Raw genomic sequence first — 12,049 nt, forward strand, 5'->3', positions numbered from 1 at the left:
CCTCGGCACCCTACAGGGGCACCGGTCCGCCACGGTATGCCGGATGACAGACTCACGCACGTGCGCCACCTCTACGAGTGCCCGATGCGCTGGGCCGACCTCGACATGCTCGGCCACGTCAACAACGTGACGTATGTCGACTACCTGCAGGAGGCGCGGGTCGACATGCTGCGCATCCACGCGCGCAGCCGGCAGACCGACAACCTCGCCGAGGGCGTCGTGGTGGTCAGCCACCAGGTCCACTACGTCGCGCCGCTGCTCTTCGACTTCACCCCCGTGCTGGTCGAGGTCTGGGCGACCGAGATCCGTCCGGCGAGCTTCACGCTCGCCTACGAGGTCTTCCGCGAGGTCGCCGGGGAGCGCACCGTCCACCTCCGGGCCACCAGCGTGCTGGCGCCGTACGTCTTCGCCACCGAGCGGCCCCGGCGCATCACGCCCGAGGAGCGCGCGTCGCTGGAGCCCTACCTCGAGCCCGCGGAGACACCCACGACCGCGTTCGGCGAGCCGCACCGCACCGAGCTCGGCCACTACCCGCTGCACGTGCGCTTCTCGGACGTTGACGCCTACGGGCACGTCAACAACGTGAAGTACTTCGAGTACTTCCAGGAGGCGCGGGTCTCGGCGGTCGGCAAGCTGCGCCAGCGCGTCGACATGACGTCGGCGCCGGCGATGGTCGTCGCGCAGTCGGACGTCGCCTACCGTCGCCCGATCCTGTTCCGGCCCGAGGCCTACGACCTCAACACGTGGATCTCCCGGCTCGGCCGGAGGTCCATGGTGATGGAGGCGGAGATCCTCGCCGAGGACGAGCTGCTCGCCCGCGGCCGTTTCGTCATGGTGTTCTTCGATCCCGCGACCGAGCGCAGCACCGAGCCGCCGGCCGAGCTCCGAGAGGTGCTCGCCGAGCTCGTCGCCGGCTGAGACCTCTCGCGACCCCGCTACCCCATCACTCCCGAGGGCACCCCGACGAGGCCGCGGAGTCGCTTGAGACCGCGGTGCCGGGCGACCCGTACGGCGACGTGGCTGATGCCGAGCGCGGTCGCGGTCGTGGCGACGTCGAGCCCGATCACGTCGAGGCAGGTCACGACGTCGCGCTCCCGCTCCGGGAGCCCTGACAGCGCGGAGCGGACCCAGTCCTGGGCGACGTACGCCGGCTCGGGACCGGGAACCGGGTCCGGCTCGACCTCGGCGAGCGGCGTCGTGCGGCGGCGGCTGTCGCGTCGCCGCGCGTTGGCCTCGAGGTTGCGGGAGATCCCGAAGAGCCAGCCGGCGAACTCGTCGGACGACCCGGCGAAGCCGGCGATCTTGCTCGCGGCCGTCAGCCAGGTCTCCGCGGCCACGTCCTCGGCCGTGACCGCGCCGTCGGCCAGTGGCCGCCGCTGCAGCCACACGACCAAGCGCCCGGCGTGTGCTCGGTAGAGCTCACGCCAGGCGTCCGGGTCGCCTTGCTTGGCTGCGGCGACGGTGCGGTCGTCGTCTCTCACGGACCGGTCGTCGGCTCGCTCGTCGGCTGGGGCGTCTTCGTCGGTTGGCCCGACGACCACTCCGGCGACGGCGAGGCCGAGGCCGTCGGGGTGTGCTGGTGTCCGGTCCCGGGCGAACCCTTGGCCCGCCGACCGTGGCGGTGCTGGTGCTGACCGACAGCCCGGCCAGGGTGCCGGACGTGGTCGGGATGCTTGCCGGACCCGTTGCCGAAGGCGTTGCCACGCGGACCGTTCGGGTGGTCCGTGCCCTGGGCGTGCGGGGAGGAGCTCGGGATGCTGCTGGGCGTGGCCACGCCCGGCGCCTCGGTGTGGGGACCGGAGGCGCCGGACGTGGGACCGAGGTCCGCACCAGGTGCGTGGGGGTCGCTGGTGCGGCTCGGCGCGGCGGGCGTCGTGTGTGCGGGAGGGGGTGCCGGGTTCGGTGCGATGGGGGATGGCACCCCCGGCAGGGCTCCCGCGATCCACGACGTCGCGGCCACCAGCCCGAGTGCCGCCGCTCCCATGGCGAGCACTCGAACCGGACGCAGCGGTGAACGGCGGGCGGATGCCGCCGCGCTCGCTGCGCTGAGCTCCACGAGCTGGGCCAGGAGAACGGGGTCGGGCTCGAGCGCCGGGACTGTGGCGCGGAGCTCGGGAAGTTCGTCCATGGGGGCCATTCTCTGTGGAGTCCAGTCGAGGGGGAACGCGGTCAGCGGACCGCGCCTCGGGTCGTCGCACCGTGGGGTGCGGGCACAGGCTGCGCAGCCTCGGTGCTCTGCATGCGGATCCTCCGTGACAGGTGCGAGAAAGTGTCGTGCGGTCGGTACCTGTCACCGCAGGCTGGAGGCGTTACATCCGCTTGCGAGAAATCTCAGCCGGGGGTGTTGATCATGAACTGGGCGGCGTGGGTGACGTACTCCCAGAAGCGGGCGTCCTGCTCCGGGGGGAGCCCGACGGAGTCGAGGGCGGCGCGGAAGTTCGCGAGCCAGTGGTCACGGGCCTCGGCGGTCACGGCGAAGGGTGCGTGGCGCATCCGCAGGCGCGGGTGGCCGCGCTGCTCGGAGTACGTCGTCGGGCCGCCCCAGTACTGGGTCAGGAAGAGGAGGAAGCGCTCCTCCGCCGGACCGAGGTCCTCCTCGGGGTACATCGGCCGGAGCACCGGGTCGTCGGCGACGCCTTCGTAGAACTTCGCGACGATGCGCCGCATCGTCTCGTGGCCGCCGATCTCGTCGTAGAAGCTGGCTGCCTGCTGCTCGGTCACCCGGCCATTCTCGCCCACCACGGAAGCAGCGGGCGGGCGGGGGACCCGGCGCCCGGTTGCACGCCGTCGCAGCCGTGCAAGGATCGGCAGCGACCCGTTCCCCACCACCACAAGGGAGATCGCACATGCCCACGACCCGCACCGCCACGACCGTCTGGGAGGGCACCCTCTTCGAGGGCGCCGGCAAGGTCACGCTCGACTCGTCCGGCCTCGGTACCTACGACGTCACGTGGGTCTCCCGCGCGGAGGCGCCCGGCGGCAAGACCAGCCCCGAGGAGCTGATCGCGGCCGCCCACTCGTCGTGCTTCTCGATGGCCTTCTCCAACGGCCTCGCAGGCAATGACACCCCGGCGACCAAGCTGACGGTCAACGCGGACGTCGAGTTCACGCCCGGCACCGGCATCACCGGCATCAAGCTCACCGTGCGCGGCGTCGTCGAGGGCCTCGACAACGACACGTTCGTCCGGCTCGCCGAGGACGCCAAGACCAACTGCCCGGTCTCCCAGGCGCTCGCCGGCACCACGATCACGCTGGACGCCGCACTCGCCTGACCGGCGTACGTCGAGACGGGCACCTGACCCTCCGGACCGCCTCGACGGCGTGTCGCGTGCGGAAGGGTCAGGTGCCCGCGTGCGCCTCGTCCTGCCACTGCACCCGCTGGGTGACCGGGATCGAGATGCCCTCGTGGTCGAAACGGGCCTTGATCCGGGAGCGCAGCTCGCGGGCCACCTTCCACTGCTCCATCGGCTCGGTCTTGACCATGACCCGCACGCTGACCGACTCGGGGCCGAGCGTCTCGACCCCGGTCACCTCGGGCTCCTCGATGATGATCCCCTTGAAGTCCTCGTCCTCCCACAGGTCGTGGGCAGCGTCGCGGAGGGTCGTGATCACCTTGCCGAGGTCCTCGCGGTAGCCGACCGTCACGTCGACGACGGCGCGCGACCAGTTCTGGCTCATGTTGCCGACGCGCAGGATCTCGCCGTTCGGCACGTACCAGACCGTGCCGTTGACGTCGCGCAGCCGGGTCACCCGCAGAGAGACGGCCTCGACGGTCCCGGACGCCTCGCCGAGGTTGATGACGTCACCGACGCCGTACTGGTCCTCGAAGATCATGAACACGCCGGACAGGAAGTCCTTGACCAGCGACTGGGCGCCGAAGCCGAGCGCGATGCCGACGATGCCGGCGCTGGCGATGATCGGCGCGATGTTGACCCCGACCTGGTCGAGGATCATCGTCCCGAAGACGGCGATGAGGATGCCGGTGAGGACGCTCTTGAGCAGGTCGCCCATCGTCTTGGCACGCTGCACCCGACGGGTCGCGTTGGCGCTCGCGAACCGGTCGCTCAGCCGGTCCGGGAGGACCCCCGCCTCGGCCCGCTTGACGACCCGGTTGACCAGCTTGAACAGCACCCAGCGGATCAGCAGGGCCAGCGCGACGAGGGCGATGATCGCGAGCGGCTTGCCGATGGCGATGTCCGCGGCGTCGGCGGCGGTCTGGTTGTGGGTCCAGTCGAAGACCTGCTGACAGATGTCCTCGCCCTCCTGGCAGGTGGCGAGCTGCTGGAGCCAGCCGGTGTGGGCGCCGGGAGAGGTGAGGGGTGGGGCAGTCGCGGTCATGGCGGTGGTGGCCGTCGTGAGCATGGCCCCCAGTATGGCGACCCCGAATCAAGTCCCCGGTTCAGCCGCCGGGCCCGATGCCGATATCCTGGCGCCCGTGACCATCCCGCAGCAGACCTTCGTCCGCCGGGCCGCCGTGACGGCCTCGCTCGTCGCCGCCACCGCCGCTGGTGTCATCGTCGGGGCGGGTCCCGCCTCGGCCGACGTACCGGAGGGCTGGGCACCCGATACCCACATGAGCTGGGGCCACCTGCTCGTCCTCATCCTCGCCATCCCGGTCGGCCTCGCGATCATCATCAGCCTGCTGGCCGCGCTCCCTGGCCTGGTCAAGGGCGAGGGCATCACCGGCGGTCACGCCGGCGGCCAGTGGCTGGGCGGTCCCCGTCAGGGCACCTCCGAGCTGGCCGGTCCCGACAGCGAGGAGTCGAAGGCAGGCGGAGCCAGTGCCCGCTGGTGACCGCCTGACGACGGGGCAGCGGTACGCCGTCGAGGAGTCCATCCGCAAGGCGGAGCTGCAGTCCCGCGCTGAGTTCTCCGTCTACGTCGGCCCGGTCGACGGCGACGACACCCATGCGTTCGCGACGCAGCTGCACAACACGCTCGTGGCCCCCACGCGCAGCATCATGATCGTCGTCGACCCGGATCGCCGGGTCCTCGAGATCGTCACCGGCGGCTGGGTCCGCCGCACGCTCTCCGACGCGGAGGCGACGCTGGCCGCGGAGACGATGCGCTCCTCGTTCGCCGAGGGCGACCTGGTCGGCGGCCTGCGCGCCGGCATCGCGATGCTGGCTGACCACGCCCGCACCTGACCTGCTGACAGACGCCGATCGGGGCCGACCAGGATTGCTCCTGGCGGCCCCGATCTGCGTTGCGTGAGCCTTACTCGGCGTCCTTCGCCTGGGCGGCAAGGGCGCGGGCGGCGGCGTCGCGGCCCTCCCGGACATAACGCTGGGCGGCCGGCTCGGCCGAGGAGCGCTCCAGCCACGCGTCGGCCTTCTCGAGGAGCGCCGGCGAGGCGGCGAACTTCGGGAAGAGCCCGGCCAGCGCCACCGACGCCTTGTGGGTCCCGAGGTGCTCCCAGATCGTGTCGGCGGCCTCGAAGTAGCGGTCGACGTACGGCGCCAGGACCTCGTCCTGCCGAGGCTGGTTGAAGGACAGCGAGATCTCGCGCGCGGTCTCGTTGGGCGTGCTGGTGCTGACCACCGCCGCCTCCCAGGCGGCTGCCTTCGCGTCGGCGTCCGGTCGCGATGCCCGGGCCGCGGCGGCCTTCTCCTGCCCGGAGATGGTGTTGTCGCGCTCGAGCTCGGCGGCGATCTCCGCCTCACCGAACGCGCCGGCACGGGCCAGCCCGACGATGAGCGACCAGCGCAGGTCCTGGTCGACCTCGAGCCCCTCGAAGGAGAGGCTGCCGTCGAGCAGCGCCTTCAGGTCGGCGACGGCACCGTCGGTGTGAGCCGCGGCGGCGAAGGCCCGCACGAAGGTGAGCTGGTGGTCGCTGTGCGGAGCGGCGGTGTCGATGAGCCCCCGCAGACCGGACTCCCAGCGGGCGGCGGTCGCCGCGCGCTTCGCCGGAGCCGAGTACGTCGACACGGCCAGCGCGGCGTTGGTCGGGATGCGCGTGACGCCCCACGCGTCGGTCTCGTGGCCGATGTTGGCCAGGACGAGGTCGACGTAGTCGCTGACAGCCATCTCGGCGTCGCGGGTCATGTCCCAGGCGGCGCTCCAGATGAGCGCGCGGGCGAGCGAGTCGGAGATCTTCGCGAGGCCGGTGAGCGCGGTGCCGAGGGAGCGCTCGTCGAGGCGGATCTTCGCGTAGGTCAGGTCGCTGTCGTTGAGCAGCAGGAGATCGGGCTGCGCCTTGCCGACGAGCTCCTCGAGCTCGGTCAGCTCGCCCTCGACGTCGACCTCGACGTAGTCGGTGCGCACGATCGAGCCGTCGGCGTCGGCGTTGTAGAGGCCGACGCCGACCCGGTGCCGGCGCAGCGTCGGCCAGTCGGGGTTCGCGGTCTGGCGGATCGCGATCGACTCGTAGGTCCCGTCGGCCGCGAGCGTGAACTCCGGCGTGAGCGTGTTGACGCCAGCGGTCTGCAGCCACTCCTGCGCCCAGCCCTGGAGCTCACGGCCGGAGGCCGACTCGAGGTGGCGCAGCAGGTCGCCGAAGGTCGCGTTGCCGTAGGCGAACTCCTTGAAGTAGGTGCGCAGGCCGGCGAGGAACGGGTCGAGACCGACCCAGGCGACGAGCTGCTTGAGCACCGACGCGCCCTTGGCGTAGGTGATCATGTCGAAGTTGACCTCGACCGCCTGCAGGTCGTAGTTGTCGGCGGCGATCGGGTGCGTCGTCGGCAGCTGGTCCTGCGTGTAGCCGGTGATCTTGCGGGCGTTGGCGAAGCCGGTCCAGGAGTCGGTGAACTCGGTCGCCTCCACCTCGGCGTGGTAGCAGGCCCACTCGGCGAACGACTCGTTCAGCCAGAGGTCGTCCCACCACTTCATGGTGACGAGGTCGCCGAACCACATGTGCGCCATCTCGTGCAGGATCACGCTGGCGCGGAACTCGTAGAACGAGCGCGGCTGCCGGGAGCGGGGGAGGTACTCGTCGCGCAGCGTCACGGCGCCGGCGTTCTCCATCGCGCCCATGTTGTACTCCGGCACGTAGAGCTGGTCGTACTTGCCGAACGGGTAGGGGAAGTCGAAGGTCTCCTCGAAGAACTCGAAGCCCTGCTTGGTGAGCTTCACGATCTCGTCGCGGTCGAGGTAGGGCACCAGGGACTGGCGGCAGTAGTGGCCGAGCTCGATCGGGCCGTTCTTGCCCTCGTAGGTGTCGAAGACGCCGTGGTACTCGCCGGCGATGATCGCCGTGATGTAGGTCGACATGCGCTTGGTCGGCTCGAAGTGCCAGACCGCCTTGCCCTCACCGAGCTGCTCCGGCGTCGGCGTGGGGGAGTTGGACACGACCGTCCAGCTCTCCGGGGCGGTGACGTGGAAGGTGAACGGCGCCTTCAGGTCGGGCTGCTCGAACGTCGTGAAGACACGCCGGGCGTCCGGGACCTCGAACTGCGTGTAGGTGTAGACGCGGTCGTCGGCCGGGTCCACGAAGCGGTGCAGGCCCTCGCCGGTGTGGCTGTAGGTGCAGTCGGCCTTGACGACGAGCGTGTTCTCCGCGGCCAGGTCGGGGAGGGTGATCCGGCTGTCGGCGTACGCCGTGGCGGGGTCGAGCGACGTGCCGTTGAGCGTGATCTCGTGGACGGTGGCGCCCACGAGGTCCGCGAAGGTCGTGGCTCCGGGAGTGGTCGCGGTGAAGACGAGGGTGGTCGTCGAGGCGAAGGTGGTGGAACCCGTGGTGAGGTCCAGCGAGACGTCGTAGGAGGTGACGTCGAGAAGGGCGGCGCGGTCGGCGGCCTCGGCCCGGGTGAGGTTCGTTCCTGGCATGGGGCGCATCCTCGCACGGTGACGGAAGTCGCTTTTTCGTGACCCCTCACCAGGCCCTCGAAAACTACAACATTGTAGTTCTTCCGACGGCGTGTCGCGTTGACAATCTTTTCTCTAGAGTGCTCGCGTGCCACTCCAGTCACATCGGTATCAGCGACCACTTCAGGCCCTGGCGACCCTGCTCGCAGGTGTGCTCCTGGCCCTGGCGCTGCCCGCGGAGAGTGGCATGGCCGAGCAGACCGACGCGGGTGCGACCGCGACGGTGGTGATCTGCCAGGGGTTCGACGGCTGCCAGAGCCGCGGCTACTCCCACCAGGGCTACAAGACCGCCAAGGGCAGCATGTACTGGAACATGTACTCGGGCGTGAACTGCACCAACTACGTCGCCTACCGCATGATCAAGAACGGCGGCTCGGCCACGCGCCCCGCCCAGCTCAAGACCGGCAAGGGCAACGCCGAGTACTGGGGCCCCTCGTTCGGCTACAACGCGACCCCGATGGTCGGCTCCATCGCCTGGTGGAAGGCGAACGTGCCTGGTGCGGGCTCGGCCGGCCACGTCGCCTATGTCGAGCAGGTCATCAGCGCCACCGAGATCGTCATCTCCGAGTCCAACTACGGCAGCGAGTTCTCCTGGCGGCGGATCTCCAAGAGCGCCGGCCCGTGGCCCAGCGGCTTCATCCACTACAAGGACGTGGCGCTCAAGGCGACGGCCGCACCGACGGTCGTCGGCACCGCCAAGGTCGGGGTGCCGCTGCGCGCCACCACGGGCACGTGGACGCCGGCAGGCACCTACACCTACCAGTGGTACGCCGCCGGGCACACGATCGTGGGCGCCACGGCGTCGACCTTCACACCGGGCGCCGGCGAGCTGGGCAAGGCGATCCAGGTCCGGGTCACGGCCGCCCGGGCGTCGTACGTCTCCGGTGGGTCGTCGAGCGCAGCCACGGCCGCGACCGCACCCGGAACCCAGACGGTGGGGACCCCGCCCAGCATCGACGGGACCGCCCAGGTCGACCAGACCCTCACCGCCTCCCTCGGCGACTACACCCCGAAGCCCGCGAGCACGACGGTCCAGTGGCTGGCCGACGGCGCGCCGATCCCCGGCGCGACCGGCCCGACCTACAAGCCGACGCAGGACGTGGCCAACGAGCGGCTCAGCATCGTCGTCACGACGACCACGCCGGGCTACACCACGCTCACCACCACGTCGGCGCCGACCGACCCGGTGCTGGCGCCCGACATCACGGTCGCGCAGCCCGGCGGCGTCCAGGGCAAGCTCCTCGTGGGCGAGACCCTGACCGCCGACCCGGGCGTGCTCAAGCCGAGCGACGCCAAGGCGACGTACGTCTGGATGCGCGACGGCCAGCAGATGCCCGCGTTCACCGGGCCGCGCTACGTGGTCAAGCCGCTCGACATCGGCAAGAAGATCTCCGTCCGGGTCCAGCTCACGCACCTGGGCTACCGGAGCAAGGCCCTGGTGCTCGGGCCGGTCGGCGGCGTGAAGGCGCCCTCCGGGCTCGAGGTCCGGGTGGCGACGACCCGAGCCCGCACCGCGCTCGTCAAGGTGATCGTCACCGCCCCCGACTCCCGCCGGCCGTCCGGCAACGTCTGGCTGAAGATGCAGGGCAAGAAGCACCTCGTGCGCCTCGTTCGCGGTGTCGGCAAGGTGCGGCTCACCGGCCTGCGGCCCGGACAGCGTCGGCTCGTGGCCCTCTACATGGGTGACGCGCGCACCACGAGGGTGAAGAGCACGGTCACGGTGAAGGTGCGCGGCGCGCAGCCGGTCAAGAAGACCAAGCGCGGCTGAGCGCAGGCCCGCGGCATATCCGTCGGCGGTGCGGTGTTGGATGCAGACATGACCAACGCCGACTTCTGGTTCGACCCTGCCTGCCCGTTCGCCTGGATCACCTCGCGGTGGATCCTCGAGGTCGAGAAGGTCCGTGACGTCCAGGTGACCTGGCACATCATGAGCCTGGCCTACCTCAACCAGGACAAGGACATCTCGCAGGAGTACCGCGACTTCCTCAAGGACGCCTGGGGCCCGGTGCGGGTGCTGGCCGCGGCGGAGCAGAAGCACGGCAAGGACGCGCTGCTGCCGCTCTACACCGCGCTCGGGACCGCCCGTCACATCGACAAGCAGTCCTTCACCCGCGAGGTCATCGAGCAGGCGCTCGCGACCGCGGGTCTCGAGCCCGAGCTCGCCGACGCGATGGACGACTCGTCCTACGACGACCACATCAAGAAGTCGCACCACCTCGGCATGGACCAGGTGGGCAACGAGGTCGGCACCCCGACGATCGCCATCGAGGGCCAGGCGTTCTTCGGCCCGGTCATCTCCAAGGCGCCGAAGGGCGAGGCGGCCGGCCGACTGTGGGACGGCTTCGTGCTCGTGACCGAGTACCCCTACGTCTACGAGCTGAAGCGGGCGCGCACCCACGACCTGGACTTCAGCTGATGGCGGTCGACCCGATGGGCGTGCTCGCGCTGCAGCGCGCCCTCACGCAGGCGGCCGATCTCCTCGACGACGTCAAGACGGCCGACCTCGGGCTGCCCACGCCGTGTGCCGACTGGGACGTGCGCGACCTCGCCAACCACCTGATCGCGGTGCCTCGGATCTTCGTGACCCAGCTCCAGGGCTCGCCGCCGGGCTGGAACGGCCGCGAGGACTACGCCGAGCACCTCGGCGAGGAGCTGCGCACCCGCGGCAACGCCCTCGTCAACCTGTGGCGCGAGGTCGGCGACGCCGCGATGGTCGACCCGGACTGGCAGGCGGCGGAGGTCGCCATCCACACCTGGGACCTGGCCACCGCGCTGGGCCGCCCGACCGACGGCCTCGACGAGGCGCTGGCGCAGCGCTCGGTGGTCACGATGGACCGCATCCTCGGGCCGATCCGCAAGGGCCGGGCGTTCAAGAACGCGCGCCAGGCCCCGGAAGGGTCCAACGCCTACGAGCACCTGGCCGCGTACGCCGGCCGGGTGGTCCCGTGGTCGGCGGGCTGACGTCGTCCTGACACGCCGAAGCCTGCGGTCTAGACCAGTTCTGTGACTGGAGTGACGCATGATGTTGAGTCATGCGCCGAACGAGTACTCGGGCTCGTGCCGGTCGGCGACCACTCGCGGTCGCCCTCGCACTGGCACTCGCCCCACCCGTCCTGACCCTCGCCCCCTCCGCCCCGGCCCCGGCCGCGGCCGCCCCGGCGGTACGCCTGAAGCCGACCGGCGGCGGCGTCTCCGAGGTCGACCTCGCCCTCGCCGGGCGACTGGCGCACCCCGTCACCGGCGGCCGCCGGACCGACACGCTGCGCACCACCGGCTACTCGATGGTCGGCGTGACCTGGACCGGCCGGCGTGCCCCGAAGCGGGTCGCCGTCCGGTGGCCGGACGGCGACGGCGGCTGGGGGAGGTGGCGGACGCTGTCCCGCCAGACCGACCTCCCGTCGGCGAGCGAGCAGCGCAGCCGGAGCGGCACCCAGGCCATGTGGACGGGCCGGCACCGGCTGGTCCAGGTCGAGGTGATCGGCGCCCTGCCGAAGGGCCTCAGGCTGGCCCTGATCGACACCGGCCCGGCCGAGGAGACGGCGACACCGGCAGCCGCTCGATCGGTCTCGGCCTCACCGGCGGTGGCGACCACCGTCGTGGCGCGCAAGAAGCCGACGCACGCGCCGAAGCCGGCCATCTACAGCCGCAAGGCCTGGGGCGCCGACCCGTCCTGGCGCAACGGCCAGCCGACGTACATCCGCAAGATCCGGCAGGTCCACATCCACCACACGGCGACCGCGAACGACTACGCGCCCGGCGACGTGCCCGGCCTGCTGAGGGGCATGTATTACTACCACACGCACTCCCTGGGCTGGTTCGACATCGGCTACAACTTCCTGGTCGACCGGTTCGGCCGGGCCTGGGTCGGCCGCAGCGGCGGCGCCAACAAGCCGGTCCGCGGCGCGCACACGCTGGGCTTCAACCACGAGTCGGTCGGCATCGCGCTGATCGGCAGGTTCGGCAAGCAGCCGCCGACCAACGCGGCGCTGCGTGCCGTCGTGCACATCGCCGCCTGGAAGCTCGACATGTACGGCGGGCACCCGCTGCGCAGGATCGACGTGCGGTCCAAGGGCAGCGACCGCTTCCCCGCGGGCACGCTGGTGCGGCTGCCCACGATCGACGGGCACCGGGACACCAACGAGACCAGCTGTCCGGGGACCGCGCTCTACGACGAGCTGCCCGCTCTGCGGCGCTGGATCGGCAAGCGTGTGCGCCGCTTCAGCCCCTGACCGGAAAGCCGGTGGCG

The 12,049-nt window shown here is 70.9% G+C and carries 13 protein-coding genes; 8 read left to right on the forward strand and 5 right to left on the reverse strand.

What is annotated here, in order from left to right; genetic code table 11:
- Positions 1–60: 60 nt before the first annotated feature.
- Positions 61–918, forward strand: coding sequence for a thioesterase family protein (locus QDS12_RS12910; protein ID WP_279879451.1), 858 nt, complete (start codon positions 61–63; stop codon positions 916–918).
- A gap of 17 nt (positions 919–935) precedes the next feature.
- On the opposite strand, the gene QDS12_RS12915 is transcribed toward QDS12_RS12910, so the two are convergent.
- From QDS12_RS12915 to QDS12_RS12925, 3 genes are all read right to left on the reverse strand, one after another.
- Complete coding sequence (locus tag QDS12_RS12915) at positions 936–1,481, reverse strand: sigma-70 family RNA polymerase sigma factor (RefSeq protein ID WP_279879452.1); 546 nt, start codon at positions 1,479–1,481, stop codon at positions 936–938.
- The gene (locus QDS12_RS12920) at positions 1,478–2,128 is read right to left on the reverse strand and encodes a hypothetical protein (protein ID WP_279879453.1); all 651 of its coding nucleotides are present in this window, start codon (positions 2,126–2,128) and stop codon (positions 1,478–1,480) included. Before QDS12_RS12920 ends, QDS12_RS12915 begins: the two co-directional genes overlap by 4 nt.
- 203 nt (positions 2,129–2,331) lie before the next feature.
- Entirely contained in the window at positions 2,332–2,721 is a 390-nt protein-coding gene (locus tag QDS12_RS12925) for a globin (RefSeq protein WP_279879454.1), read from the reverse strand.
- A gap of 125 nt (positions 2,722–2,846) precedes the next feature.
- On the opposite strand from QDS12_RS12925, the gene QDS12_RS12930 reads away from it, so the two are divergent.
- Entirely contained in the window at positions 2,847–3,272 is a 426-nt protein-coding gene (locus QDS12_RS12930) for an OsmC family peroxiredoxin (RefSeq protein WP_279879455.1), read from the forward strand.
- A 67-nt stretch (positions 3,273–3,339) separates the two neighbouring features.
- Here QDS12_RS12930 and QDS12_RS12935 read toward each other — a convergent pair whose 3' ends face one another.
- A complete protein-coding gene (locus QDS12_RS12935) occupies positions 3,340–4,362 on the reverse strand; it encodes a mechanosensitive ion channel family protein (RefSeq protein ID WP_279879457.1) in 1,023 nt (340 codons plus the stop codon).
- A 73-nt stretch (positions 4,363–4,435) separates the two neighbouring features.
- Between QDS12_RS12935 and QDS12_RS12940 the strand changes: the two genes are divergently transcribed.
- Positions 4,436–4,795, forward strand: coding sequence for a hypothetical protein (locus tag QDS12_RS12940; protein ID WP_279879458.1), 360 nt, complete (start codon positions 4,436–4,438; stop codon positions 4,793–4,795).
- Positions 4,782–5,147: a DUF5130 family protein gene (locus tag QDS12_RS12945; protein WP_279879459.1), complete on the forward strand. Its 366-nt coding sequence runs from the start codon at positions 4,782–4,784 to the stop codon at positions 5,145–5,147. The genes QDS12_RS12940 and QDS12_RS12945 overlap by 14 nt, the downstream gene beginning before the upstream one ends.
- Before the next feature lie 70 nt (positions 5,148–5,217).
- Here the strand turns inward: QDS12_RS12945 and pepN are convergent, their stop codons facing one another.
- The gene (gene pepN / locus QDS12_RS12950) at positions 5,218–7,764 is read right to left on the reverse strand and encodes an aminopeptidase N (protein ID WP_279879461.1); all 2,547 of its coding nucleotides are present in this window, start codon (positions 7,762–7,764) and stop codon (positions 5,218–5,220) included.
- A gap of 127 nt (positions 7,765–7,891) precedes the next feature.
- Between pepN and QDS12_RS12955 the strand changes: the two genes are divergently transcribed.
- The 4 genes from QDS12_RS12955 (at position 7,892) to QDS12_RS12970 (ending at position 12,032) form a co-directional block, all read left to right on the forward strand.
- Entirely contained in the window at positions 7,892–9,571 is a 1,680-nt protein-coding gene (locus QDS12_RS12955) for a CHAP domain-containing protein (protein WP_279879462.1), read from the forward strand.
- Positions 9,572–9,619: 48 nt separating this feature from the next.
- Positions 9,620–10,219 carry a DsbA family protein gene (locus QDS12_RS12960; protein ID WP_279879463.1) on the forward strand — a complete coding sequence of 200 codons (600 nt, stop codon included), beginning with the start codon at positions 9,620–9,622 and terminating at the stop codon, positions 10,217–10,219.
- Positions 10,219–10,764 carry a maleylpyruvate isomerase family mycothiol-dependent enzyme gene (locus QDS12_RS12965; protein ID WP_279879465.1) on the forward strand — a complete coding sequence of 182 codons (546 nt, stop codon included), beginning with the start codon at positions 10,219–10,221 and terminating at the stop codon, positions 10,762–10,764. Before QDS12_RS12960 ends, QDS12_RS12965 begins: the two co-directional genes overlap by 1 nt.
- Before the next feature lie 71 nt (positions 10,765–10,835).
- Positions 10,836–12,032: an N-acetylmuramoyl-L-alanine amidase gene (locus QDS12_RS12970; RefSeq protein ID WP_279879466.1), complete on the forward strand. Its 1,197-nt coding sequence runs from the start codon at positions 10,836–10,838 to the stop codon at positions 12,030–12,032.
- Positions 12,033–12,049: the final 17 nt, after the last annotated feature.

Origin of the sequence: Nocardioides sp. CER19 (assembly GCF_029846275.1) — a bacterium.
Classification (GTDB): domain Bacteria; phylum Actinomycetota; class Actinomycetes; order Propionibacteriales; family Nocardioidaceae; genus Nocardioides.

Excerpts from the sequence above, each read along its gene's own strand:
- QDS12_RS12935 (WP_279879457.1), bottom strand. The coding sequence starts at position 4,362 with ATGCTCACGACGGCCACCACCGCCATGACCGCGACTGCCCCACCCCTC.
- QDS12_RS12970 (WP_279879466.1), top strand. The coding sequence starts at position 10,836 with ATGCGCCGAACGAGTACTCGGGCTCGTGCCGGTCGGCGACCACTCGCG.
- pepN (WP_279879461.1), bottom strand. The coding sequence starts at position 7,764 with ATGCCAGGAACGAACCTCACCCGGGCCGAGGCCGCCGACCGCGCCGCC.
- QDS12_RS12920 (WP_279879453.1), bottom strand. The coding sequence starts at position 2,128 with ATGGACGAACTTCCCGAGCTCCGCGCCACAGTCCCGGCGCTCGAGCCC.
- QDS12_RS12960 (WP_279879463.1), top strand. The coding sequence starts at position 9,620 with ATGACCAACGCCGACTTCTGGTTCGACCCTGCCTGCCCGTTCGCCTGG.
- QDS12_RS12930 (WP_279879455.1), top strand. The coding sequence starts at position 2,847 with ATGCCCACGACCCGCACCGCCACGACCGTCTGGGAGGGCACCCTCTTC.
- QDS12_RS12965 (WP_279879465.1), top strand. The coding sequence starts at position 10,219 with ATGGCGGTCGACCCGATGGGCGTGCTCGCGCTGCAGCGCGCCCTCACG.